Genomic DNA, 24,576 nt, shown 5'->3' with positions numbered 1-24,576 from the left:
CGGGCTCACCGTTGTGAGTGCGGTTGGTCTGACAAGATCAGCCGATGCCCACCAAAGCTGCCGACGGCCGCACCGACCAGGAGAAGCGGGCGGCCGCCGAAGCCGCAGCGGAGTTCGTTGAATCCGGGATGACCGTCGGACTCGGCACGGGCAGCACCGTCGCTTTCCTCCTGCCCGCTCTGGCGGAGCGACGTCTCGACATTCGCTGCGTCGCGACGTCGCCGGCGACGGAAGCGAACGCGAGAAGCCTCGGCCTCGACGTCGTTCCGTTCGACGAATCGGCGCCGGCGATCTCCCAGCTAGATGTTGCGATCGATGGAGCCGACCAGGTCGATCCCGACTGGTGGCTGATCAAGGGAGGCGGCGGCGCCCACACCCGGGAGAAGGTCGTGGCCGCGGCGGCTGCTCGGTTCGTGGTCATCGTCTCGTCCGAGAAGGTCGTCGAGCGCCTCGAGTCCCCCGTTCCTGTCGAGATCCTCGCCTTCGGAGCCCAGGCGACGCTGCGGGAGCTGCAACGCTCCGTGCTCAGGCCGTCCACGCCACTCTCACCTGAGGGGGGCTTGATCGCCGACTGGTTCGGCGAGATCCGCGACCCGGCGCAGCTGGCGTCGTGGTTCGATTCAATCGCCGGCCTTGTCGGCCACGGGCTGTTCCCGCCCGAGATGGTGTCGGACGTGATCGTGGGGCGCGGTCCGAGCGCGGAGCGGCTGCCGGGCCGGCGCTGAAGCAAGACCTGAACGGTTCACCCTGGACAGTCCGGGCGTGCTTTGGGCGTGGATCCGAGCATCCCGTGGGCGAATTTCACACCCAAACGCCAAATCCACGCCCAAACAGCCCAGCCCCGCCACCTCAAACGGGTGCTTCGCCGGCAGAAGGCACAAGCCCACGCCCACGGCGCCGGCGCCGGTCGCTAGTTGATGTGGATCCCCGAGATAGCCCTTGCGATCACCAGGTGCTGGATCTCGCTTGTGCCCTCGAAGATGGTGAAGATCTTCGCGTCGCGGTGCCAGCGCTCCACCGGGTGCTCCCGGATGTAGCCGGCGCCGCCGAGGATCTGGATGGCTTCGTTGGTGACGCTCACGGCAGTCTCGCCGGCGAAGAGCTTGGACTGAGAGCCTTCGGCCGCTTCGAAGCCGGTGCCACTCGAGCCCCGCCACGAGGCGTTCCAGACCAACAACCGCGCTGCATCGGTCATCATCCGCATCTGGGCGAGCTTGAAGGCGATCGCCTGGTTCTCGATGATGGCCCGGCCGAACTGCTTGCGGTCCTTGGCGTACTCGAGGGCGTACTCGTACGCCGCCCGGGCGATCCCGACCGCCTGGGCCCCGACCGCCGGCCGGGTGCTCTCGAAGGTCGCCAGCGCGGCCTGGCCCCGCTGACCGGTACGGCCTTCACGGGCGCGGGCGAGGCGCTCGTCCAGCTTCTCCTTGCCGCCGAGCAGCAGCCGCCCGGGAATCCGGACGTCGTCGAGGACCACCTCGGCGGTGTGCGAGGCCCGGATGCCCATCTTCTTGAACTTCTGGCCCATCGACAGGCCCTTGGTTCCGGGCGGGACGATGAAGCTCGCCTGGCCCCTGGCCTTCAGGTCGGCGTCGACCGATGCGACGACCACGTGGATGTCCGCGATGCCGCCGTTGGTGATCCAGGTCTTGGTGCCATTGAGCACCCACTCGTCGGACTTCTCGTCGTAAACCGCACGGGTCCGCATCGAGCTCACGTCCGAGCCGGCGTCTGCCTCCGATACGGCGAACGCCGCCAGGGCGATCTTGTCGGGGGTCCCGAAACACTGCGGTACCCACTCGGCGATCTGCTCGGGGGTGCCGTTGGCGAAGATGCCAGCGACGCCGAGGGTGGTGCCGAAGATCGCCAGGCCGATGCCGGCGTCGCCCCACGCCATCTCCTCCATCACGAGCGGCACCGAGATGCCGGTCGAGTCGCCGAACATGTTGGCGACGAAGTCGAGGGAGTACAGGCCGATCTTCGCGGCTTCCTCGATGATGGGCCACGGGGTTTCCTCCCGCTCGTCCCACTCGTGTGCGGCCGGGCGCACCACGTTCTCCGCAAAATCGTGGACCCACTTCTGAAGCTGAATCTGATCCTCGTTCAGCGCATTCGAAAAATCAGCCATCGAAATCCTCCCGACCGCCTTTAGTTACCCAACGGTAACATGGCTGCAACACCTATGTCACGTGACCTATGGCGCAAAGGCTCCGTTACGCGACTTCCCAGAAGGTAAAAGTGCTGGTCGGACGCTGTCAGGCGGCCAACTTTCGGTCCGCCAAAGTTTCGGCCGACAAAATTTCGCCGGCCGACGTTTCATGTAGCGGTTTTCACCGTCACGGCTGCGACTGCGGAGGCGATCAGGGTCAGCCCGGCGCCAGCGATGTATGGCCAGCCGGCAGCGTGAGCCCCGAGAAGGGCGCCGCCCGCGGCCGGCCCGACGACGCGGGCGAGCCCACCGGCCGACTGTTGGGCGCCCAGGGCGCGCCCCCGCCCGCCTGGATCGGCCCGGCCGGCGAGAGCCGAGGCCATCGTCGTCTGAACCAGGCCCTGCCCGACCGTCAACGCCAGGAGGGCGGGGGCTGCGGCAGCCCACGAGCGGGAGGCGGCCAGCACGGCCAGGCCGAGAACGTTCAGTCCCAAACCCCCGACGAGGGTCCCTCCTTCGCCAAAGCGGGCCACCACCTTGGAAACCGCGCCGACCTGCACAGCAACAATCACCGCGCCCACGGCCGTGAACACGGCCGCAGCGCTTGCTATCCCGAAGCCGAGCCGGCGCTGGCCGAACAGCGCGAACGTCGCCTCGAACGCCGAGAAGGCCACAACCGCCGCGAATGCGACGCCGAGCAGCGGCACGAGCCTCGCCGGTGATCCACCCAGCAGATCCGCCCATCCGCGCCGGCCTTGATCGCCACCGACGGCAACAGGGCCGGCACCACTGTCAGGCGACACCACCGGAGCCCCGACAACCGCGGGTGCCGGCTCTTCGGCGGGAACGACATGGGTTTCCGGCAGCCGCCGGGAGGCGACGACAGTGTTCAGGGCGGCGAGCCCGGCGGCCACATAAAACGGCACGCGCGGTCCCCACAAGGCGGCCAGCGCCCCGAGAGCGGGCCCGGCCACGAAGCCCACTCCGAACGCCGCTCCGAGAAGGCCGAACAAGCGGGCGCGCTGCGAAGGGGTGGCCAGGTCGGCCGCTGCGGCCTGCGCCACCGATACCGACGCGCCAGAGGCGCCGTCGACGATCCGCCCGACGAGCAACAACGCGAATCCGGTGGCGACACCGGTCAGAAGGCTGCCGACCGCCGTTCCCGCAAGCGAAACCAACAGGACCGGCTTCCGGCCGAAGCGGTCCGAGACCCGGCCCCACACCGGGGAAAACACGAAGCTAGCGGCGGAGAAAGCCGCCACCAGCAATGCCGCGCGGAAGCTGCTGATGTGAAAGCGCTTGGCGTAGATCGGCAGGATCGGCAACACGATCCCGAACCCGATCAGGTCGATCGCGACCGCCATCCAGATGCTGCCGAACCCCGGCGGCAAGCCGGTTGGTCGGCGGAGGAGCGGGCCCCTACCCCGCCCCCGGCCGTGAAACCGGCCCGCCCGGGGCCCCAACCCCAGGCTCCTCCGGAGGGCGGGGCCCCTACCCCGCCCCCGGCCGTCCGGTGCTCTCACTCAACGAACCAGGACGGTTGCCAGCTGCCTCGAGAGCGCAACAGGGCAGCCCTCGCTGTCCCACAGCTCGCCGTCCTCCTCCATCAGGCCGTCGACCAGTACCCGGGTGCGGAACGTCCCTAGGAGCCAGCCCGGCGACGGCCGTCCCCGGACGTGAACGGTCATCTCGATAGTTGGCACCCATCCGGACGCCTCGATCGCCCCGAGAAGGGTGGGGGGAAACGCGTCGGCGAACGCGACCACCGACAGCGAAGTCGGTTCGGTCCCGTCCTTGAACCGGATCCAACCGGTGATCTCGAAGGGGTCGCCCTCCCCCGGCCGGCCCCAGGGGCTGTCTGGCGGCAATCTCAGATCGAAACGATTCATCACCTCGGGTATCTGCCGGCCGGCTTGATGAGTCAACTCCACCAGACTGACGCACTCGTCTGGAGGAGGTATGTCCGGCGGGCGGGCGCTGATCCGGCTCGGTCCTTGCCGCTTGTCCAGATCCCCGAACCCTCCTAGAACCCGCACCCGTTCACGGTCACCTTGAATCACTGACGCCATCACGTTGACAATCGACTTGCCCGGCTTGAACACCTCGGTCCGGATCTCCACCTCGCCGGCGGCCGGCGGCGAGAGGTAGTGCGCCGTAACCGTCAGAGGATCGGGACGGCCCGCCTCGGCGAGCATCGCCCGCACAGCGACCGCAAGGAGATAGCCGCCGTTCGGGTTGTTGCCGACGTTCCAGCCGGGGTCGAGCGACGCCTTCCAGAGGCCATCGACGAGGTGAACTTCGGAATCGGCTTCGAAATGCGACTCGCTCACCGGCGAATTGTGGTCCCGTCAGGCCCGTCCTCGACAATCCACCCTTCTGCCTGCAGCTCGGACCGGAGGGCGTCCGCCCGGGCCCAGTCCTTCGCCGCCCTGGCCCGGTCGCGCTCCGCCGCCTTCGCCAACGCTTCGGCCGGCGCCTCCTCGACTACATCTCGCAGCGGCAGACCGAGCGCCTGCTCGAAGATCTCGAACACCGCCGCCGCCTTGGCGGTCGACCGCTCCCCGTCCGCCGCACGCGCGTCCCGTATCAGGTCGAATGCGATGGCGACCGCGCCCGGCGTGTCGAGATCGTCGTCCATCCGATCCCGAAAACGACCCATCGCCTCCTGATCCGCCGGCCTCCCCCGCGAGCCCGAGAACTCGCGCGCGAAAGCGTCCAGTCGCTCGACGCCGGCGGCAGCCGCGGCCAGCGAAGCCTCGGTGACTTCGAGCGGCGAGCGGTAATGGGATTGAAGGACCTGAAGCCGGAACGCCCTGGGATCGTGGGTGGAGACGAGCTCCGACAGGGAGAGCGTGTTACCGAGCGACTTCGACATTTTTTCCCCTCCCTCCGCCGTAACCATCCCCGAGTGGACCCATCTCCGGGCGAACCTCTGACCGGCTCCGACCGCCTGCGCCCGCTCGTTCTCGTGGTGCGGGAACGCAAGGTCGAGTCCGCCGCCGTGAAGGTCGAAGCCCTCGCCGAGAAGGTCGAGCGACATGACCACGCACTCGGTGTGCCATCCGGGGCGGCCGTCACCCCACGGCGAACGCCACTTCGGCTCTCCTGGCTTGGCGAACTTCCACAGGACAAAGTCGATCGGAGATCGCTTCCCGGCCTCCTCCCCGGCTTCGACCCGGGCGCCGGCACGAAGGGAGTCGATCGGCTGCCGGGCCAGCAGCCCGTACCCGTCAATGGATTCGGCAGCGAAGTAGACGCCGTCGCCACCGACGTATGCGTGGCCGGACGCGATGAGCTCCCCGATCAGCTGGACCATGTCCTCGACATAACCGGTGGCGTGGGGGGTCTCGCTCGGCCGCTGCACTCCCAGGCGGTCCTGGATGTCCCACCACACCTTCTCGTAGTGGTCCGCTACCTCTTCGGGTGTGCGGCCTTCGGCGGCCGCGCGGGCGATGATCTTGTCCTCGATGTCAGTGACGTTGGATACGAAGTCGACGTCCAGGCCGCTGAACGCGGCGTAGCGGCGGAGGACGTCCCAAATGATGGTGAACCGCCCGTGTCCGATGTGCGGCTCGTCGTAGACGGTGGGCCCGCACACGTACATCGACAACCTGCCCGGTTCGCGCAGCTCCAGCTGGGCGACCTTGCCCAAAGCGGTGTCGTAGAGGCGCAGCACACAAGTACCGTAGCGGGATCATGCCGCGAGCAGTTCCCGATAAACCGAGCCTCGACGGGCTCGAAGACAAGTGGGGTTCCCGCTGGGACGCCGACCGCGTGTACGCGTTCGACCGCGGCGCGACCAGGGACCGGATCTACTCGATCGACACCCCCCCGCCGACAGTGAGCGGGTCTTTGCACGTGGGGCATGTGTTTTCGTATACGCACACCGACACCGTCGCCCGGTACAAGCGGATGCGCGGGCTCGCGGTCTTCTATCCGATCGGTTGGGACGACAACGGGCTCGCGACCGAGCGGAGGGTCCAGAACTACTTCGGGGTGAGGTGCGATCCGTCGTTGCCTTACGTGCCGGGCTTCGAGCCGCCGGCGCGTGGCGGTTTGAAGAGCGGGGAGAGCCCGGTCGCGGTGTCGCGACCGAACTTCGTCGAGCTGTGCGAGCAGCTGGTCGTCGAGGACGAGAAGGCTTTCGAGGCGCTGTACCGGCATCTCGGCCTGTCGTTCGATTGGGAGCAGCACTACACCACGATCGGAGCGCGGTCGCGTCGGGCGTCGCAGAGAGGCTTCCTGCGCCTGCTGGCGCGGGGCGAGGCGTACTCGGCGGAGGCTCCGACGTTGTGGGACGTCGATTTTCGGACTGCAGTCGCCCAGGCGGAGCTCGAGGACCGGGAGCTGACCGGCGCGTTCTACCAGCTCGCGTTCCAACGGGAGGACGGGAGCGACCTGTTGATCGACACGACCCGCCCCGAGCTGCTCGCGGCGTGCGTAGCTGTCGTCGCCCACCCAGACGACACGCGTTACTCGGACCTTGTGGGCACGACGGTGCGAACTCCGGTGTTCGGTGTTTCGGTTCCGTTCGTCACCCATGAACTGGCCCAGCCGGACAAAGGAACCGGCGCCGCGATGATCTGCACCTTCGGCGACGTCACCGACGTGGTGTGGTGGAGGGAGTTGGGCCTGCCGGTGCGGGCTGTTGTCGGGCGTGACGGGCGCCTGATCGCGTCGGCGCCGCCGGGTTTGCCGGCCGACGCGGCGGCGATCTACGAGCGCGAGCTGGCGGGTAAGACAGTGCGCCAGGCGCAGACGCGAATGGCAGAGCTGTTGCAGGAATCGGGCGACCTTCGCGGTGAGCCGCGGCCGATCAAGCACGCGGTCAAGTTCTACGAGCGGGGGGAACGGCCGCTCGAGATAGTCACCAGCCGTCAGTGGTTCTACCGGACGCTGGCGCATCGCGATGAACTTCTCGCGCGGGGTAAGGAGCTTCGCTGGCATCCCGCGTACATGGAAAGCCGTTACGCCAACTGGGTCGAGGGGCTCAACAGCGACTGGTTGATCAGCCGGCAGCGGTTCTTCGGTGTTCCTTTTCCGGTGTGGTACGGGGTTGGTGCCGATGGGTCGCCGGATCACTCGTCACCGCTGGTGCCGTCGGAAGACGCACTGCCGGTAGATCCGAGCACCGACGTTCCCGCCGGCTACGAGGAGTCGCAGCGGGGCCGGCCGGGAGGGTTCGTCGCAGATCCCGACGTCATGGACACGTGGGCGACGTCGTCGTTGACGCCGCAGATTGCGGGAGGTTGGGAGGACGATCCCGATCTGTTCTCGCGGGTCTTCCCGATGGATCTTCGGCCGCAGGCGCATGACATCATCAGGACGTGGTTGTTTACGACGATCGTGCGCAGCCATCTTGAGTTCGACTCCTTGCCGTGGAGCGACGCGGCGATTTCGGGATGGATACTCGACCCGGATCGCAAGAAGATGTCGAAGTCCAAAGGCAATGTCGTGACACCGATGGGGCTTCTCGAGCAGTACGGGTCGGACGCGGTTCGCTACTGGGCGGCGAGTGGACGGCCTGGGACCGACACCGCGTTCGACGAAGGGCAGATGCGGATCGGGCGCAAGCTTGCGATCAAGATCCTGAACGCGAGCCGGTTCGTCTTGGAGACGGGTGATGCGCCGGCCGATGTGTCTGCAGTGAGCGAGGCGGTCGATCGGTCGTTGCTGGCTTCGCTTGTCGTATTGATCGAAGAGGTGACCGCCGCGTTCGAAGGATACGACTACGCGAGAGCCCTCGAGCGGACGGAGGCTTTCTTCTGGTCGTTCTGCGACGACTATCTGGAGCTGGTGAAGAACCGGGCTTACGGCACGCTTGGCGACGACCGGGCGTTGTCGGCTCGTGCCGCGCTCCGCTCGTCTTTGTCCGTCCTGCTGAGGTTGTTGGCGCCGGTCCTTCCTTTCGTGACGGAGGAAGTGTGGTCGTGGTGGCGGGACGGTTCCATCCATACTTCGGCTTGGCCGTCCGCCGGCGAGCTGTCCTCGGGCGGTGAGCTGTCATCCGGCGATCCGGCGGTGATGGATGCGGCCAGTCGCGTGCTGGCGGAGGTTCGGCGGGCCAAGACCGAGGCCGGGGCTTCCCTCAGGGCGCCGGTCGCGTCCGCCCTGCTGCGTGCGCCGGCGGAGATGGTCGCGCTGTTGGAGGCGGTGAGTGATGATCTCCGCCAGGCGGGCGTCATCGAGGATCTGCGCATCGAGGCCGTCGGCGAGGACTTGGCGGTCGAGGTCTCCCTCGCCTCATAGGCGCCGTCCACTAAATCCCGCGTACAGTCCGGGTATGCCGATCAATCCAGACGCAGCGGGAAGCACGAGCCAGCCGAGAGAGTCGTCCTGGACCTCCAAGGACTGCCTCATCTACGCCGTCGGCGTGGGCGCGGGCGCGATCGACCCGACCGGATTCGAGCTCGAGTTCACGACCGAGAACAGCAACGGGATCGAGCAGAAGGTGCTCCCCACCTTCCCCGTAGTCGTGCCGGGGGGGTCAGGTGGCATGGCCAAGGTCGGCGACTTCAACCCGGCGATGCTCGTCCACGGCGAGCAGTCAGTCGAGCTTCACGGCCCGATCCCGGTGGAGGGAACGGTGTCCTCGGTCACCACGATCACCGGCATCTACGACAAGGGATCCGGCGCGGTCCTCGCAATGGAAACCGTCGCTACGGACAAGTCGACCGGCAAACCGCTTTGGACAACCACCAGCTCCGCCTTCATCCGAGGCGAAGGCGGCTTCGGCGGGGATCGCGGCCCATCGAACAAGGTCGACTTCCCCGAGAAGGCACCCGACCACGAGGTGACCTACGCGACCAGGCCGGACCAGGCGCTGACGTACCGGCTGTCGGGCGACCGCAACCCTCTCCACAGCGATCCTTCCTTCGCGGCGATGGGCGGGTTCCCCAAGCCGATCCTGCACGGCCTTTGCAGCTTCGGGTTCACCGGCCGGGCGCTACTTCACACGTTTTGCGGCTCGGATCCGGAGCGCTTCGTGTCGATGGGCGCGAGGTTCTCGAAGCCGGTGTTCCCCGGCGAGGACCTCACAGTGTCGATGTGGGTGACCGGCGAGGGTTCAGCAGTGTTCAGGACCTCCACCCCTCAGGGTGTCGTCATCGACGCCGGCCGCTTCGCCTTCAACTAAGCCGACCCCGTCGTACACGCATTCTTCGGCGGGCGCCCGACTAGGCGACAGCCCGACTGGGCGACAGCCCGACTGGGCGTAGAAATCGGCTTTGGGTGTGAAAACGTGCCATGCAGTGCTCGTTTCCACACCCGAAGTCTGATGACCACGCCCACCCGGACGCGTATCCCACGCGATCGCCAAACGCGGACGTTCAGGCCGCCGGCATGCCCAGCGCCGACATGACCTGCTCCGCTACGAAGATCTCGCACCCGTAGGCGCGTAACGCAAGCGCGATCGCGTCGGACGGCCGTGCGGGCAGAACGCGCAGTTCCCCGTCGCGCTCCAGCTCGATCGATGCGAAGAAATGACGGTGCTCCTCCACGTCGGTGATCACGACCCGGGCGAGGCGGGAGCCGAGGACCGAGATCGCCGCGACGAACAAGTCCCAGGTCGAGGGGCGGCTCTGCACCGCCCCGGTCCAGGCCGACTGGATGGCACGGGCTTCCGGCTGGCCGATGACGATCGGGACCGACCGGTGCGGAGGATCCTCCTCGCGGAGGGTGACCATCCCGGCCTCGACGCCGGGCCCGGCGGCGACGGCGACCCTGACGTCGGACACCGAAACCTTCGCCAGGGCTCCCTCCACCCCAGAAAACTTACGACCCCCCGCCCCTCCCACGGGCCTCGCGCCGCTCCGACCAGGTGGGCCGGGCCAGAACCAGGCCGGCGACTTCGGCCGCGCCGGCGAGACGCAGGGCTCGCGCCACCTCTCTCAGGGTGCTGCCCTCGGTCATCACATCGTCGAACACCAGAACCCGGCAACCCTTGACCAGGCCTGGGACGGGAACTGCGAGAGCGTCGCGCAACCGGCCCGAGGCGACAGCCTGCCGGGCCGCCCAGTCGAGACCCTGCATCGCAGGGGTCTCGGCGCGCTTGAGGATGAGGTCGGGCTCGACCCGCCACGACAGGCGGGGCAGGCTGGCGACCTCCACGAGAATCTGCCTGACCGGATCCCATCGCCGGCGGGCGCCGGCCCCGACATAGCCGGGTACGGCGGCGAGCAGATCGAACTCCTCGAACCATGTGCCGTTCGCATGGAGGTACCCGCCGACCATGCGTGCGAAGTGCGGCGCCCACCAGCGCTCCTCCTGGTACTTGTAACGGAGAAGAGCGTGCCTGAGGGCACCCGTATGGACGCCGATCGAGAAGACGACGGAAAAAGAGCGGTCGGCGCGCCTGCACCACCTGTTCGGGCAGACACCATCCGCGCCCGGCCACGACAAGGCGAGGCCGCACACGGGGCAGGCCCTGACCGGGTTGTACCGCTTTGTGCTCAATGCTCCTCCCGCGCCGGGTCGTCGAACTCGTCGGGTTCGATCCCTGTGAGCTCGGCTGGGCGCCGGGCGAGCCGGCCTCCATTCTGACTTCTGGGTGTGCCGGTTGGGCGGGTCCCGCCCGTCCGGTTCAGATCAGGCCGTTACGGACCGCGATCGCGACCGCATGGCAGCGGTTGCGGGCGTCTATGCGGCTCATGATCTTCGCCATGATGCCCTTGACCGTGCTTTCCGAGAACCCGAGCTTCTCGGCCACGTCGGCGGTGTCGTGCCCGTCGGCGACCAACCTCAAAACCTCGGCCTCGCGCACGGTGAGGTTGCTAGTCATGGTGGACAGGCCCGAGATGGCCGAAGCACCGTCGAGAGCCGCATCACACACGTCGACTGCCAGCGCCTCCTCGGGAGATCGCAGCCTGATCGCGGCCGCCTTCTTCATCAGCCCGTCCGGCAGGTGGCAACCGGATTCGTCGGCGTCGTGGATGGCTGCGGTGAGCCGCGCCGTCGTCGCCTCGGACTTGCGAAGGAACGCTGTCACCCCCGCGGCCGTGGCTGCGATCACGCCCTGCTCCTCGAACCGCCCGGCGACCAGGAGCACGCGTGGTATCCCGTCTCGCTGAATCGCTTTCACGATCCGGACGACCGACACGTCGGCCGAGTCGGCCACGAGCAACGCGACCCTCGCCATGTCGATGTCCATAGGACCGACCAGCTGGACGCTCGGCTCGTTCATAAGCTGCGCTTTGGCCCCTGCGGCCGACACTGGGTCAACCGCATACACAAATACCGGTGTCTTGCCCCTCACATTGGCGCACCTTAGGTCCGTAATCCGACGACGGCATCCGTAATGACTACGTAATTTGCGCGGTAAGTGGCGGAGCGCGCCTAGCCGCCACTCCGTGATACTAAATCGCCTATGGAAATCGAAGTAGTCGTCGAGATACCGAAGGGCACCCGCAACAAGTACGAAGCGGACGAAACCGGCGCGATCTGGCTGGATCGGTTGCTTTTCACGTCGACCCGGTACCCCGAGGACTACGGGTACGTCCCCGAAACGCTCGCTGACGACGGGGACCCCGTCGATGCGCTCGTTGTTCTGGAGGAGCCCACGTTTCCGGGGTGCCACATCCACGCCCGCCCGGTCGGTGTTTTCCGGATGCGGGACGAACAGGGGGCCGATGAGAAGGTGCTGTGCGTTCCTTCGAGTGACCCCCGATGGAACCACGTCGCCGATGTCACGGACCTGCCGGAGTACGAGCTGCGCGAAATTGCCCATTTTTTCGACATCTACAAGGACCTCGAGCCGGGAAAAAGAACCGAAGCGAAGGGTTGGTCAGGTCGCGAGGACGCCGAGGTGGTCGTGGACCGGGGGAAACAGCGGTATCTGGAGAGCCGGGCCGGCTCGGCGTAGCCGCTAAGCGAGGGCCAGCACCTCGTCGAAGCCGGCACCCAGGCAGTCGAGAAGCACCTTGAGATCGGGTACCGAGTCGGGATCGCTGTTGACGCCGATCGATGCGCTCCCCTCGTAGCTGAGCAACGTCAGGTTCAGGGCGGAACCGACCCGAGGTCCGAACGGGATCAATCGCTCCACGGACGCGCCGGCCAGGAACAGCGGCACCGGAGGACCGGGAAGATTCGACGCCAAGGCATCGGTCGCCTTGACCAGGCCGGCGAGAATCTGGCTCGAGCGCGGCAACCGGAGCGCCGCGGCGGCCGCCGTGTCCACGAGGTCCAGCCACGGCTGGGATCTCGTGTGGAGAACGGTGTCGTGGAGGACCTTGACCCGTTCGAGCGGGTCAACGAGATCGAGCGGTCCGTGCATCAGGATCCCCTGAAGCTGGTTCCGCATCAAGGTTCCGTCGGTCTTGGTGCTCACCGGGATGCCGAGCCGAACCGACGAGGACTTGTCACCGTGCTTGTCGTGGTAACCGGCGAGCCCGCCTAGGAGGCCGGCAAGGAACACGTCGTTGATCGTCCCGCCTCCGGTCCGGGCGGCTCTTCGCATGTGCTCGAGATCGAGGTTCATGGCGGAGAGCCGGGTATCGAAGCCGCGTGGGGCGAGCAGCTCGCTACCCGGACGTAGTGCCTCACGGGCGAGCTCACCGACCGAACGAATCAGCGCCCGCGCGGGACCTGCGATCCTCTCAGGATCGGTGACCGCGGAGCGGAGAGAGTGGCTCAGCCAAGGGGCGGCGCCACGGAGGACCGACGCCGTGCGCGAAGCCTCGTGCATGACGTCGGCGACGGTTCGGCCGAGCAACGGGAGCATCGGCGGAGGCGGGAGCTCCGGCAGTGCCGAAAGAGGTTCAGGTTCCTGGCGCAGGTCGAAAAGCTCCATCGCGATCCGGATCGCCCCCTGACCGTCGGTGTAGCTGTGATGGAGGCGGGCGATCATGGCCGTCTTGCCGCCGTCAAGCCCATCGACGAACCCGAGATGCCAGGGTGGGTGTTCAGGGTCGAATCCCTTCCGGACCTGGTCCTCGGCGACCCCAAGTAGAGCGTCGAAGTCGCCCGGCTGAGCGGCCGTGCTCCAGCTCACGTGGTTCTCCACCGCAAAGTCGGGGTCGGGGTCCCAGGTCGGCTGGGCCATGGGGAGCCTGCTGGCGTCGACGTGGTCGCGGAGGCGGGGGATCTTCCGGGTCACCACCTCGAACTTCTCGTCGAGCCGGTCCCTGTCGAGCGGCCCGTCCAAGACCGCGACAAGGGTCATGGTGGACAGGAGTGAAGCATCGACCTGCTCCAGCCGCCACATGAGGGACTCGAGGTCGGACATCCGCTCTTCGAAGCGGAGGGCTTCCTCGTCGAGCGACGCCATCCGTCCAAGATACCCACGCCTGAACACCATCCCGGACAATGATCCACTCTCGCCGTCGCCGCCTATCGTGGCGGACCATGCCGGGACTTCTGGAGGGCAAACGCATCCTCGTCACCGGGGTGCTCACCGACGATTCGCTCGCCTTCGGCGTGGCGAGGCTTGCCCAGGAACAAGGAGCCGAGGTGGTCCTCACCGGCGCCGGCCGGGGGCTGTCACTCACCAAGCGGATCGCACGAAAGCTTCCCGACCCCCCCGACGTTCTGGAACTCGATGTCACTGTTGCCGATCACGTCGAAGCCGTCGCGACCGAGCTTGGTTCGCGATGGGGAAGGTTGGACGGGTTCCTGCACTCGATCGGTTTCGCCCCCGAGAGCTGCCTCGGTGGAGGCTTCATGGACGCCGGCTGGGACGACGTCAAGGTGGCGTTGGAGATCTCCGCGTACTCGTTGAAGCTGCTCGCTTCCGGATTCCGGGATCTGATGCGCAAGGCGGGCGGCGCGTCGGTCGTCGGGCTGGACTTCGATGCCAACGTTGCGTGGCCGGGCTACGACTGGATGGGAGTCGCGAAGGCCGCTCTCGAGTCGACGTCTAGGTACCTCGCCCGCGATCTTGGACCGGACAGGATCCGGGTGAACCTGGTTGCCGCCGGCCCGATCAAGACGATGGCCGCGAAGTCCATCCCGGGCTTCTCTCGGTTCGAGGAAGTCTGGGACGAGCGGGCTCCGCTCGGCTGGAGCGTAACCAACTCGGAACCCGTCGCCCGAGCATGCGTCGCTTTGCTGTCGGACTGGTTCCCGGCTACTACAGGCGAGATGGTCCACGTCGACGGCGGCTACCACGCCATGGGAGTCTGATCAGTGACGGGAAGAGTCGTGTTGGTCACCGGCGGCAACCGCGGCATAGGCCGCTCCATCGCCCAGGCGTTCGCCGATAACGGCGATCGGGTGGCGATCACCTACAGGGAAAAGCCCGCCGAGGACTTCCTCGGCGTTCGTTGCGACGTCACATCTGCGGAGCAGGTCGATGCCGCGTTCGCCGAGATCGAGAAGGAGCTCGGACCGGTTGAGGTCCTGGTATCGAACGCGGGGATCAACGCGGACCAGCTTCTGTTGTCGATGAAGGAAGATGCGTGGCTGTCGGTGATCGACGCGAACTTGAACGGCGCCTACCGGGTCGCGCGAAGGGCGACCTCCAAGATGATCCGAGCTCGCAAGGGTCGCATCATCTTCATCTCCTCGGTCGTCGGCCTGCTCGGTTCGCCAGGCCAAACCAACTACGCGGCTTCCAAAGCGGGACTGGTCGGGCTGGCCCGATCCCTCGCGCGTGAGATAGGCGGGCGTGGCGTGACCGTCAACGTGGTGGCTCCCGGCTTCGTCACCACCGACATGACCGCGGCTCTACCCGAGGAACGGCAGGCCGAGATCCTCGAGCAGGTCCCGCTCAAGAGAATGGCCAGCCCGGAGGAGATCGCCGCGACCGTGCTGTTTCTGGCCTCGGACCAGGCGGGCTACGTGACCGGCGCGCTCATCCCCGTTGATGGCGGCCTGGGTATGGGTCATTGATGGCATCACCGGGAAAGAAACTGCCCAGACCAGTCGACGTCCTTCCCCACCGGGCCCCCTTCCTGTTCGTCGACGAGGTCACCGAGCTGGTGCCCGCAGAATCTGCACGGGGCGTTTGGAAGCTGACAGGTGACGAATCCTTCTTTGCTGGACATTTTCCAGGAAGACCGACACTTCCGGGAGTCCTCATGGTCGAAGCGCTGGCTCAGCTCGGGGGGATTGCCCTCCTCTCGGACGACCGCTATTCGGGCAAGCTGCCGCTGTTCGGCGGGATAGACAAGGCTCGGTTCCGGCGGCAGGTTCTACCCGGCGAAACCTTGGAGCTGGAAGTACGGCTCGACCGGCTCGGCGGGTCCGCCGGTCGGGGCCAGGGAACCGCACGGGTGAAAGGCGACGTAGCCTGCGAAGCCTCGATGCTCTTCGTCATCGTCTCGGTATGAGTGCTCTAGAAGAAACCGAAGCCACCCCGGAAGCGGCAGCCGTCCCCACCGAGGCAGGGCCACCACGAGTCGCGCCGGACCTTCCGGAGTCGCGTGGTTACCGGCTGAAACGCCGCCTGTTGGGCGAGCCGCTCGTCACCGAACAACTCGCCGGCGAGCGCCTCAGCTCTCCGATCGCGATGGGCGTCCTGTCGTGCGACATGATCTCCTCCTCCGCGTATGGCACCGAGGAAATGCTGACCGTGCTGGTGCCCGCGGTCGGAGTCGCCGCGTTCAGTCTGGTGCTGCCGGTCACGTTCGTCATCCTGGCAATCCTGATCGTCGTCACCCTCTCCTACCGCGAGGTGGTGATGGTGTACACGAAGGCCGGCGGTTCGTACGTTGTCGCGCGCGAGAACTTCGGTCCCAACGTCGCCCAGTTCGCCGCGGTCGCCCTGCTGATCGACTACACCCTGACCGTCGCGGTGCAGACCGCTGCCGGTACCGCGGCGCTGACATCGGCGTTCCCCTCCCTCGGCCCCGGGACGGTTCCGATATCCGTCGCCGTGGTTTGCCTCCTGATTTGGGGGAACCTCCGCGGGATTCGCGAAGCCGGGCGTACGTTCGCCTTCCCCACTTACTTCTTCATCGTGATGTTGGGCCTGGTCGTGATCGCCGGCCTCGTCAAGGCCGCCGCCGGCGACCTGCCGACCATCAACATCCACTCGTTGCACGGCACCGTCCCGATCGGCCACCCCGGATCAGGCCTGCTTCAGGGTGCTTCGGTGTTCATCCTGCTCCGCGCGCTCGCCAACGGCGGCTCGTCGCTCACCGGTCTCGAAGCGATCTCGAACAGCGTGTCCGCGTTTCGGCCCCCGGAGGGAATTCGGGCCCGGCGGGTGCTCCTGGTGATGAGCGCGACGCTCGGCATTCTGGTTTTGGGCGTTTCGCTCCTCGCCCACTTCACGCATGCGATCCCCTACGCAAACGGCTATCCGACGGTCATATCCCAGGTCGCCAAAACAGCGTTCGGGCACGGCGTAGTCGGCAACGCCGGGTTCTATCTGGTTCAGCTGGCGACATTGCTCATCCTCTACACGGGCGGCAACACGAGCTTCAACGGCTTTCCCTTCCTGGCCAGCTTCGTAGCCGAGGATCGTTACCTGCCGCACGCGCTGGCCAAGCGCGGTCACCGTCTGACCTTCTCGAACGGGATCCTCATCCTCGGAGCAGTTGGCATTGCCCTGTTGATCATCACCCGCGGCAAGGTGGACAAGCTGGTGAGCCTTTACGCGATTGGAGTGTTCACCGGGTTCACCGTTGCCGGCTCCGGCATGGTCAAGCACCACTTCACCTACAAAGAGCCCGGTTGGCGCCGCAAAGCGTGGATCAACGGAACCGCGGCGGTTGTTTCGGCTGCGGTCGTGCTGATCTTCGCCGTGACCAAGTTCACCGAAGGGGCGTGGGCGGTCGTGGTGCTCTTCCCGATCCTGATGGCCGTTCTGATCCGGACCCGCCGCCGCTACGAGGCAGAAGCGGCGATACTCGGCGAGGGTGCAGCCGAACGGGCGGTGGAGGCTCGACCGTTGAAGCGCCACGTGGTCTTCGTGCTGGTGGACCGGTTGGATCTCGCGACGGCTAGGGCGGTTCAGTACGCGAAGACGCTTTCGGTGGACGATGTTCGTGCCGTTCACTTCGTCATCGACAGCCAGCGAGCCAACTCGTTGTCCGACCGGTGGGTCCGGCTCGGGATGAGAAACCTTCCCCTGGAATTGGTGGAATGCCCGGACCGGCGTCTTGTCCGCTGCTGCCTCGAGCTCGCCTCGGAAGCCGCGCAAGACGGGCAAACCGAGGTGAGCCTGCTCCTGCCGCGTCGAAGCTACGGGCGCGTCTGGAGCCGGCTACTTCACGACAACACCGCCGAGCGTCTGTCGACTGCCGTCAGCCGGCTCCCCCACGTCAACGCGACCATCGTTCCTTTCGACGTCGACGGTGAACTGAGGGAACGTGAACGAGGCGAGCCGGTCCCGGCTCGGGCTGGTCCCTCCCATGCCGACAAGGTTGAAGCAGAGATCGACGAAAAGGCGATCCACGTCCCCGGCACCACGCCGATCCCCGCACTGCAACCACGGCAGCGTGCGAGGGTGGCGGGCAGGGTGAAGTCGATGACGGTCCAGCCGTGGGGTGACGTGCCGAGCCTCCAGGTCACCCTCACCGACGACCAGGGCAAGATCAACGTGGCGTTCCTCGGACGGCGCCAGATCGCCGGCATCGCGCCGGGGAGCCGGCTCGTAGTGGAGGGAACGGTCGCCGACGTGCGCGGTCAGATGACCATGATCAACCCGGACTACGAGTTCGTCACCGGAGAGCCAGAACTAGAGTTTCCGGATCGGAAGAGTTCACGAAGCAATCGATGATCGTCTGGCGGGCTGGCTGGAAAGCCAGCCGGTTTTCTTCGTCGCGTCAGCCCCCATGGATCCCGAGGGGCACGTCAACTGCTCCCCGAAAGGCAACCGTGACGAGTTCGCGGTCCTCGGGCCGGACCGGGTCGCGTACCTCGATCAAACCGGAAGCGGGATAGAGACGGTCGCGCACGTGCAGGAGAACGCGCGCATCGTGTTGATGTTCTGCGCGTTCGATGGCCCGCCTCGTATCGTTCGGTTGCACGGGCGTGGTCGTGTCGTGACCGGCAATGACGCCGAGTTCGCCGAGATCGGCCAGAGATTCCCGAGGTCGTCCGATGTGGGAGTGAGGTCGATCGTGACGGTCGACGTAACCCGAGTTTCGGACTCGTGCGGCTATGCCGTGCCTTTGATGAGCTTCAAGTCGCACCGGCCTACACTCGACGAATGGGCCGACCGGAAAGGCCGAGCAGGCGTCTACGCGTACTGGGCCGAGAAGAATTCGGAGAGCATCGACGGTGCGCCCGGCCTGCCACATTCCGGCGGAGCGGTTGAACCGGGATGATCGTCGAGATCCTCCGCTTCAAGCTGGCACCCGGCTCCGACGAGGCCGCGTTTCTCGAAGCCGACAAACGGCTGCAGACCGAATTCGCCTATCAGCAGCCGGGGATGATCCGCCGTACGACAGCAAGGGGAGACGACGGCGCTTGGACGGTCATCGACTTTTGGAACAGCAGGGCCGACGCCGAACGCTGCGACGAGCTTTGGAGCGCGAATCCAATCGCCGAGACGTTCATGAAGTTCGTGGATCAGAGCTCGATCTCCACCGAGCGTTTTGAAACGCTTGATTGAGTAGTACTACTGCTGCACGAGGAACAGACCGTTGCCCTCGGGGTCCTGGATGGCGGCGATGGTCGGTCCGCCCGGGACGTCGAATGGCTCGACGACGACGGTGCCGCCGAGAGTTTCGGCGTCGGCCAGGGACTTCCGAAGGTCCCGGACCTGGACGTAGAGGCTCACCGCAGGACTGTCGCCCTGCCTGATGTGCCCTGCGGGTCCGGGTTCGGGCCCTCCGAGCCCGGGCGTGATGTTCATGATCGGCCCTTCGCCTATGTCCCAACGGAAAAGCGACCCGTAGAACTGGGCCTGCGCGTCGGGATCCCGGGCGACGATCTCCCAGTGGACGACCGGTCTCGCCCAGTCACTGCCAGCGCTCACGGTGGAAGACTAGGCGTCGCCGGGTAGGTTGGCCGGACAGATCTGACCAGAGAGCTCAGGAGGCACCCGATGGCCGTAGACGTCGCCAGTCCAGCTACCTCAAGTCAGTCAGCGGAGGCCACAGTTGCGGCGCTGCGTTCGACGTTCGCAGGCGGGACCACTCGTCCCGTCGACTGGAGGCTCCGGCAGCTGGCCGGGATATCGCGGCTGCTGGAAGAACGCGAGAACGCGATAGCCGCGGCGCTCGAATCCGACCTTGGCAGGAGCGCCCACGAGGCGTGGTTCGGCGACGTCGCTCCCACCCAAGGCGAGGTCCGATACGCGGTCAGGCACCTTAGAAGGTGGACCCGGCCGAGGCGGGTTCCGGTCCCGATGGCTGTCACGCCGGGCCGCGCGTTCTACCGCTACGAGCCTCTAGGCGTGGTCCTCATCATCGGCCCTTGGAACTATCCCTTCTATCTGTGCCTCGCCCCGCTGGTTGGCGCCCTGGCCGCCGGAAACTGCGCGGTCGTGAAGCCCTCCGAACACGCCCCGGCCTCGTCGGCCGCGATGGCCGACCTCATCCCCCGTTACCTGGATCCCGAGGCGGTCAAGGTGGTCGAAGGCGACGCCGCGACCACCCAGGGCCTGATCGACGCCAGATTCGATCACGTCTTCTTCACCGGTGGGACCGAGATCGGACGGAAGGTGATGCAGGCCGCCGCAGCGCATCTCACACCCGTGACACTCGAACTCGGCGGTAAGAGCCCGGCGATCGTCACGAAGGACGCAGACATCGAGGTCGCCGCGCGCAGGATCGCTTTCGGAAAACTCCTCAACTCGGGTCAGACGTGCATCGCACCGGATTACGTGTTGGTTGACGACTCGGTGAAAGACAAGCTGGTCGATCACCTCGCGCAGAGCATGTCCGCGATGCGTGCCGGCGAACCGTCGGAACAGCGAATCGTCAACGACCGGCAGGCGAACCGGCTCCGCCGCCTCCTCGACGAGCGACCCGGAAAGGTGGTCAGCGGAGGCGAGTCCTCCGCGACCTCCATGGAACCCACGATCGTGGTGGACCCGGACCCCAACTCGGAGCTGATGAGGTCGGAGATATTCGGTCCGATTCTCCCCGTGCTCGGCGTGGAGTCTCTGGACGAGGCGATCGCGTTCGTAAATGCGAGGGAGAAACCGTTGGCAGCGTACGTGTTTTCCGAGCGGAAGGAAGACCTCGAGCGGGTGTTCTCACAGGTCCCGTCGGGGGGCGCCACCGGAAATCACACCCTCATGCACGTCATGGCGCCGCAGCTTCCCTTCGGCGGCGTCGGCAACAGCGGGATCGGTGCCTACCACGGCAGATGGGGTTACGAGACCTTCAGCCACCGGAAGTCCACGCTGCTGATGCGCTCGCGGCCAGATCTGAAGTTCATCTACCCGCCCTACTCGGAACGGGTGAAAAAGCTGCTCCGCCGCCTCGCGTAAAACCGGCCGGCTAGCGGCAGTCCCCGCAAACGCCCAAGAAATCGAACCGGTGATCGGTGACGTCGAAGTCATCCTGCTCGGCGGCAATCTGCGCCGCCTCGGCCAAAGCGCGCTCGAGCCTCGGGGACGGATCGATGTCGGACACCTTCCCGCAATTCGCGCACACAAGATGATGGTGATGGCCGGAAAGATGCTCGGCTAGTTCGAACCGGCCGAGGTCATCTGCTCCGTTGACCCGCCGAGCCGCTCCGGCGTCGATGAGCACGGTCACGTTCCGGTAAGCGCTCGACTGGGTCAGACCGGGGTTGGTCTGCAGGATCTCAGGGATGGTCAACGGCCTCCCGGCGGCCACGAGGGTCTCCACGATCGCACGTCGCTGCCTCGTATACCGCTGGTCGGAGCGCGCCAAACGCAGCTCTACCTGCTCGTGCATGTCGGATCCGGTGGTCACCGCCACGATCTGGCTTGTATCAGTGCTCGTCCCAGTGGCCTTCGTGGGCAGCATGGCGGTGGCCGTCATGCAGATAGTCGGTGTGATCCCCGTGGTAAACGGCCTCGTGGCCGCACGAGTCTCCGTGGCTGTGCGGATGGTCGGCGTGGGCCACGTGCGCCTCCGGCTGGCACTCGTCCCAGTGCCCTTCGTGTCCGTGGTGGGCGTGCCCGTCGTGGAGGTAATCGACGTGGTCGTCGTGGCTGACAGCGACGTGACCGCAGTCGTCCCCGTGATCGTGGGGATGCTCGGTGTGGGTTTCGTGGGTCTGGGTGCTCATGAATGATGCTCCTCGGTGGTTGGTTCGGGTATCGATGGGCTGCGGCTGATCGGCTCGGCGCCGTGGGCGAACGCGTCGCGGGCGATGTGGGCGATGTGCTCGTCGGCGAGGGCGTAGACCGTTTCCTTGCCGCGGCGGGTGCCGGTGACCAGTCCGGTGGTGCGGAGAACCCGGAGGTGCTGCGACGCTAGCGACTGCGATATGCCGAGAAGCTCGACCAGCTCGTGGACGCAGCGCTGGGACTCCGCCAGCTCCAGCACGATCGCCAGGCGGTGGGGGGTGCCGAGCGCCCTCAACAGCTCGGCCGCCTCGGCCAGCTGGCTTACGTCGACCTCCCTGGTCGCACCGGACGCACTACGCACCATCACATGAACAGATTAGCACATGAACGGATTAGCACTACCTAATATGTTCCGGCACCTCGGAAGGTCTGCGAGCGCTCAGCGGCCCCCGATTCCCCTGGCGAGACCGACCCCGATCGAATCGAGAAGGGGTGAGCGGGCCGGCCGGTCTGGCCTCGCCGTGGAACCGCCCCGCCGGACGGCCGTGACGATCCGGGCGATCAGGTAGCCGACGAACGCGAACGCGGTGATCAGGAATCCCACCGGGTAGCTGCTGTAGTACGTGACGCACAGGCCCGCCCACACGAATACGAGCGACAGGGTCACGCACAACGCGATTCCTCGGCCGGGGGTCCGGCAGACGCGGTCGGCAATTGCCCCGGGGGTTACCAGGAGGGCGAAGATCAGCAGGACTCCGACGACCTGGACAGCGGCGGTCACCGCCACTGCGAGGACCATCAGGAATGCGACCGACAATCCTCGGACCGGAACTCCACGGGCTTCTGCGACGTCCTCGTCGAGGGACGCGAAGAGCAGAGGCCTGTATAGGACGACCACAACAGCGAGGGTAATTGCGGCGGCTATAGCTATGAACCAGACATCGTGAACGCTGATCCCGAGAATCTCGCCGAATAAGAGGCCGAACGGACCGCTCGCGCTTTCGCCCTTGTATTGGGTGATGAAATAGGACCCGAGCCCAAGCGATAGCGCGAGGACCGTTCCGATTGCCGCGTCCCGGCCGCGAAGGCGCTTGCCGAGAAGCCCGATGGCGACTGCGCCTAGGAGGCTCATGCCGAGCAGCCCCCAGATCGCGCCGAATCCGAGGGCGACGCCGCCGCTGGCTCCGGCGAAGCCGATCTCGGACATCGAGTGGGCAGCAAATGCAGACTGGCGGAGGACTACGAAGTACCCGACGACACCAGCGAGCAAGGCAACGATGGTGCCGGCGACGAACGCGTGGCGCATGAACGGATAGCGAAACAACTCATGGACGTCGTGAATCACATTCCACGACGGTGAGGGCGTCGCGGCGGTCGCGAGGAGGGAATGCATGATCAGCATGGGTCCGATCCGGTGCGCGCCGGATCCCTGTCGTGCGGGTGGGTGGCCTCGTCGTCGAGGCCGACCACGAACAGCCTCCCTTTGCTGTCGCGAAGCACCTCGACGTTTGCTTCATAGAGCATGGAGAGTCGCCCTGCGGTGATGACCTCGTCCGGCCGGCCGACGGTGACCTTTCCCCGGGCCACGTACATCACTCGATCCAAGACCGGCAGCAGTGGATTGACGTCGTGAGCGATGAGCATCACCGCGATCTCTCGAGACCTGGCCAGTGTTGCCACCAAGCTGGCCATCGCGACTTGGTTGCGTACGTCAAGGCTGGCGAGAGGCTCGTCCAGGAGCAGCAGGCGAGGCTTGCTGACGATCGCCTGAGCGAGCATCAAACGCTGCAGTTCCCCCCCTGAAAGGGTTCCCGCAGGTTGATCGGCGTACGCGTCGGCACCGACCGCGGCTACCGCGTCGGCGACAATCCGCTCGGTCTCCGCGTGGCGGCGGGGAAGGCCCGTGCCCCAGCGATGGCCGGTGATGCCAAGCTTGACGAACTCAACCCCCGCGAGCCGTAGATCAGGATCGATCGGTCGCCGTTGGGGAACGTAACCAATTGCCGGGTTTCCGCGCCGGGGTGCATCTCCGAATACCCTGAGCGACCCTTTCGAAGGGCGAAGCAACCCGAGAACCAGTCGCATCATGGTCGACTTGCCCGCCCCGTTAGGCCCGAGAACCGCCATGAACTCTCCGGGAGACACGTCGAAGTTCGCTCCCGACCACACGTCGGTGCGGCCGTAAGCCACGGCCAGATCGGACGCCGCCACGACCGGGGAGACGGCATTGTTCACGCTCGGTGAGTCAACGCGGCCTACTGGCTGGGTCAACATTCGCTCCCCCAATCATCCACCGGCCAAAGCGTTGGCGTTGAGTGCGTTCTGGAGCTGCTCCAACTCGGCCTCGAACCACTGTTCGTAGGTCGCGTCGGAAGGCTGCACGGTTTCTGTTACCCCGACCACAGGGATCTCCGCGTTCGTGGCCAGCTTCTTGATGTTGGTGGTGACCGCGGTGGACGTCTGCTCGTTGTAGACCAGAACCTTTGCCTGCTTACCGGTAACTTGAGACTGGAACTGGGCGACGCTGGCCGCCGGCGGGTCGTTCCCTTCGGCCACGGCCTGCATGAACTCCGGGGGCGAAATGATGTTCAAACCCAGGTAAGTGCCGAGGTAGACGAATATCGATTCGGTCGACGCCACCGGTGTGCCGGCGAACTTGGCCTTTATCTCACCCAGGCGGCTCCGGAAAGGCTGCATCGCAGTGTCGAGAGATGCGCGCTGGGCATCGAAGTAGGCCGAGTCGGCGGGATCGAGAGCCTTGAGGTCCGCCTCGACCTGGTTGATCATCTGGGTGACGTAGTTGGGGTCGTACCAAAAGTGGGGGTTGTCCCCCTCCTTCTTGCCGAGCAGGTCCGCAACGGTGAAGACCTTGCGCTTCGAGTTCGGGTTGCCCGACAGCAGCTTGCCAGCCCAGGTGTCGTAGCCGGCGCCGTTCAGCACCACATAGTCCGCGGTCGCGAACGCCCGGGCGTCGCTCGAGCTTGTCTCGTAGTCGTGCGGGTCGGCGTTCGGGTCGGTCACGATGCTGGTCACGTTTCCGGCCTTCCCGGCCAGCTGGGAGACGATGCTCCCCCAGAAGTTCTCGCCGGCGATGATGTTCAGGGTCTTGGTGGGCCGGACCGCAGCCGCCTGGGACACGCCGGCTGACGACGAAGACGGGCCCTTGGTACTCGAGCAAGCTCCCAGGAGCGCGACAGCCGCGCTCAGGACCGCAACTCCGGTCAGAAGGGACTTGGTTCCACAAGAGTTGAGGGGAGGCCAGGACGACATGGCCGTCATCATACTTAGGAATCATTCTCATTCGCAAAAAAAGATGGACGGCGGTGGCCTT

General features: G+C 66.1%; 26 protein-coding genes. 11 read left to right on the top strand and 15 right to left on the bottom strand.

What is annotated here, in order from left to right; all coding sequences use genetic code 11:
- The first annotated feature begins 44 nt into the window (after positions 1-44).
- On the top strand, positions 45-725 hold the full coding sequence (rpiA, locus tag VFZ97_14335; protein ID HEX6394612.1) for a ribose-5-phosphate isomerase RpiA: 681 nt from the start codon (positions 45-47) through the stop codon (positions 723-725).
- Between the two features lie 185 nt (positions 726-910).
- Here rpiA and VFZ97_14330 read toward each other — a convergent pair whose 3' ends face one another.
- The 4 genes from VFZ97_14330 to cysS form a co-directional block, all read right to left on the bottom strand.
- The gene (locus tag VFZ97_14330) at positions 911-2,128 is read right to left on the bottom strand and encodes an acyl-CoA dehydrogenase family protein (protein ID HEX6394611.1); all 1,218 of its coding nucleotides are present in this window, start codon (positions 2,126-2,128) and stop codon (positions 911-913) included.
- Positions 2,129-2,316: 188 nt separating this feature from the next.
- Positions 2,317-3,513: an MFS transporter gene (locus VFZ97_14325; protein HEX6394610.1), complete on the bottom strand. Its 1,197-nt coding sequence runs from the start codon at positions 3,511-3,513 to the stop codon at positions 2,317-2,319.
- 159 nt (positions 3,514-3,672) lie between these two features.
- On the bottom strand, positions 3,673-4,479 hold the full coding sequence (locus tag VFZ97_14320; GenBank protein ID HEX6394609.1) for a thioesterase family protein: 807 nt from the start codon (positions 4,477-4,479) through the stop codon (positions 3,673-3,675).
- Positions 4,476-5,825 (bottom strand): cysteine--tRNA ligase, encoded by a 1,350-nt coding sequence (cysS, locus tag VFZ97_14315; GenBank protein ID HEX6394608.1) that lies wholly within the window; start codon positions 5,823-5,825, stop codon positions 4,476-4,478. The genes VFZ97_14320 and cysS overlap by 4 nt, the downstream gene beginning before the upstream one ends.
- A 20-nt stretch (positions 5,826-5,845) precedes the next feature.
- Here cysS and valS point away from each other — a divergent pair, with 20 nt between their 5' ends.
- Together valS and VFZ97_14305 are read left to right on the top strand one after the other, a co-directional pair.
- Positions 5,846-8,398 carry a valine--tRNA ligase gene (valS, locus tag VFZ97_14310; GenBank protein ID HEX6394607.1) on the top strand — a complete coding sequence of 851 codons (2,553 nt, stop codon included), beginning with the start codon at positions 5,846-5,848 and terminating at the stop codon, positions 8,396-8,398.
- A gap of 34 nt (positions 8,399-8,432) precedes the next feature.
- Entirely contained in the window at positions 8,433-9,284 is an 852-nt protein-coding gene (locus VFZ97_14305; protein HEX6394606.1) for a MaoC/PaaZ C-terminal domain-containing protein, read from the top strand.
- 193 nt (positions 9,285-9,477) lie between these two features.
- Here the strand turns inward: VFZ97_14305 and VFZ97_14300 are convergent, their stop codons facing one another.
- From VFZ97_14300 to VFZ97_14290, 3 genes are all read right to left on the bottom strand, one after another.
- The gene (locus VFZ97_14300; protein HEX6394605.1) at positions 9,478-9,912 is read right to left on the bottom strand and encodes a bifunctional nuclease family protein; all 435 of its coding nucleotides are present in this window, start codon (positions 9,910-9,912) and stop codon (positions 9,478-9,480) included.
- Positions 9,913-9,922: 10 nt separating this feature from the next.
- Positions 9,923-10,603, bottom strand: a complete 681-nt coding sequence (locus VFZ97_14295) for a phosphoribosyltransferase family protein (protein HEX6394604.1) — start codon at positions 10,601-10,603, stop codon at positions 9,923-9,925.
- A gap of 127 nt (positions 10,604-10,730) precedes the next feature.
- Positions 10,731-11,330 (bottom strand): LuxR C-terminal-related transcriptional regulator, encoded by a 600-nt coding sequence (locus VFZ97_14290; GenBank protein HEX6394603.1) that lies wholly within the window; start codon positions 11,328-11,330, stop codon positions 10,731-10,733.
- A gap of 183 nt (positions 11,331-11,513) precedes the next feature.
- On the opposite strand from VFZ97_14290, the gene VFZ97_14285 reads away from it, so the two are divergent.
- Positions 11,514-12,008, top strand: a complete 495-nt coding sequence (locus VFZ97_14285) for an inorganic diphosphatase (protein ID HEX6394602.1) — start codon at positions 11,514-11,516, stop codon at positions 12,006-12,008.
- A 3-nt stretch (positions 12,009-12,011) separates the two neighbouring features.
- Here VFZ97_14285 and VFZ97_14280 read toward each other — a convergent pair whose 3' ends face one another.
- Positions 12,012-13,412, bottom strand: a complete 1,401-nt coding sequence (locus VFZ97_14280; protein HEX6394601.1) for a wax ester/triacylglycerol synthase domain-containing protein — start codon at positions 13,410-13,412, stop codon at positions 12,012-12,014.
- Between the two features lie 77 nt (positions 13,413-13,489).
- Here VFZ97_14280 and fabI point away from each other — a divergent pair, with 77 nt between their 5' ends.
- The 6 genes from fabI to VFZ97_14250 are packed head-to-tail and all read left to right on the top strand — an operon-like array spanning position 13,490 to position 18,647.
- A complete protein-coding gene (fabI, locus tag VFZ97_14275) occupies positions 13,490-14,266 on the top strand; it encodes an enoyl-ACP reductase FabI (GenBank protein ID HEX6394600.1) in 777 nt (258 codons plus the stop codon).
- A 3-nt stretch (positions 14,267-14,269) separates the two neighbouring features.
- On the top strand, positions 14,270-14,974 hold the full coding sequence (gene fabG / locus VFZ97_14270) for a 3-oxoacyl-[acyl-carrier-protein] reductase (GenBank protein HEX6394599.1): 705 nt from the start codon (positions 14,270-14,272) through the stop codon (positions 14,972-14,974).
- Entirely contained in the window at positions 14,974-15,414 is a 441-nt protein-coding gene (gene fabZ, locus VFZ97_14265) for a 3-hydroxyacyl-ACP dehydratase FabZ (protein ID HEX6394598.1), read from the top strand. Before fabG ends, fabZ begins: the two co-directional genes overlap by 1 nt.
- Positions 15,411-17,810, top strand: coding sequence for an amino acid permease (locus VFZ97_14260; GenBank protein HEX6394597.1), 2,400 nt, complete (start codon positions 15,411-15,413; stop codon positions 17,808-17,810). Before fabZ ends, VFZ97_14260 begins: the two co-directional genes overlap by 4 nt.
- Positions 17,782-18,360, top strand: coding sequence for a pyridoxamine 5'-phosphate oxidase family protein (locus tag VFZ97_14255; protein HEX6394596.1), 579 nt, complete (start codon positions 17,782-17,784; stop codon positions 18,358-18,360). The genes VFZ97_14260 and VFZ97_14255 overlap by 29 nt, the downstream gene beginning before the upstream one ends.
- Positions 18,357-18,647, top strand: coding sequence for an antibiotic biosynthesis monooxygenase (locus tag VFZ97_14250; GenBank protein HEX6394595.1), 291 nt, complete (start codon positions 18,357-18,359; stop codon positions 18,645-18,647). Before VFZ97_14255 ends, VFZ97_14250 begins: the two co-directional genes overlap by 4 nt.
- A gap of 6 nt (positions 18,648-18,653) precedes the next feature.
- Here the strand turns inward: VFZ97_14250 and VFZ97_14245 are convergent, their stop codons facing one another.
- Entirely contained in the window at positions 18,654-19,013 is a 360-nt protein-coding gene (locus VFZ97_14245) for a VOC family protein (GenBank protein HEX6394594.1), read from the bottom strand.
- Positions 19,014-19,082: 69 nt separating this feature from the next.
- On the opposite strand from VFZ97_14245, the gene VFZ97_14240 reads away from it, so the two are divergent.
- Positions 19,083-20,474 carry an aldehyde dehydrogenase family protein gene (locus VFZ97_14240; GenBank protein ID HEX6394593.1) on the top strand — a complete coding sequence of 464 codons (1,392 nt, stop codon included), beginning with the start codon at positions 19,083-19,085 and terminating at the stop codon, positions 20,472-20,474.
- 10 nt (positions 20,475-20,484) lie between these two features.
- Here the strand turns inward: VFZ97_14240 and VFZ97_14235 are convergent, their stop codons facing one another.
- From VFZ97_14235 to VFZ97_14210, 6 genes are all read right to left on the bottom strand, one after another.
- Positions 20,485-20,931: a Fur family transcriptional regulator gene (locus tag VFZ97_14235; protein ID HEX6394592.1), complete on the bottom strand. Its 447-nt coding sequence runs from the start codon at positions 20,929-20,931 to the stop codon at positions 20,485-20,487.
- A gap of 13 nt (positions 20,932-20,944) precedes the next feature.
- Entirely contained in the window at positions 20,945-21,244 is a 300-nt protein-coding gene (locus tag VFZ97_14230) for a hypothetical protein (protein HEX6394591.1), read from the bottom strand.
- Complete coding sequence (locus VFZ97_14225) at positions 21,241-21,609, bottom strand: metalloregulator ArsR/SmtB family transcription factor (protein ID HEX6394590.1); 369 nt, start codon at positions 21,607-21,609, stop codon at positions 21,241-21,243. The genes VFZ97_14230 and VFZ97_14225 overlap by 4 nt, the downstream gene beginning before the upstream one ends.
- A gap of 75 nt (positions 21,610-21,684) precedes the next feature.
- Positions 21,685-22,647, bottom strand: a complete 963-nt coding sequence (locus tag VFZ97_14220; GenBank protein ID HEX6394589.1) for a metal ABC transporter permease — start codon at positions 22,645-22,647, stop codon at positions 21,685-21,687.
- Positions 22,641-23,480 carry an ATP-binding cassette domain-containing protein gene (locus tag VFZ97_14215; protein ID HEX6394588.1) on the bottom strand — a complete coding sequence of 280 codons (840 nt, stop codon included), beginning with the start codon at positions 23,478-23,480 and terminating at the stop codon, positions 22,641-22,643. The genes VFZ97_14220 and VFZ97_14215 overlap by 7 nt, the downstream gene beginning before the upstream one ends.
- A 51-nt stretch (positions 23,481-23,531) precedes the next feature.
- Positions 23,532-24,515: a zinc ABC transporter substrate-binding protein gene (locus VFZ97_14210; protein ID HEX6394587.1), complete on the bottom strand. Its 984-nt coding sequence runs from the start codon at positions 24,513-24,515 to the stop codon at positions 23,532-23,534.
- Between the last annotated feature and the right edge of the window lie 61 nt (positions 24,516-24,576).

It is taken from the genome of Acidimicrobiales bacterium, from assembly GCA_036378675.1.
GTDB lineage: Bacteria > Actinomycetota > Acidimicrobiia > Acidimicrobiales > Palsa-688 > DASUWA01.
This window is presented reverse-complemented; position numbering and strand designations above follow the sequence as displayed.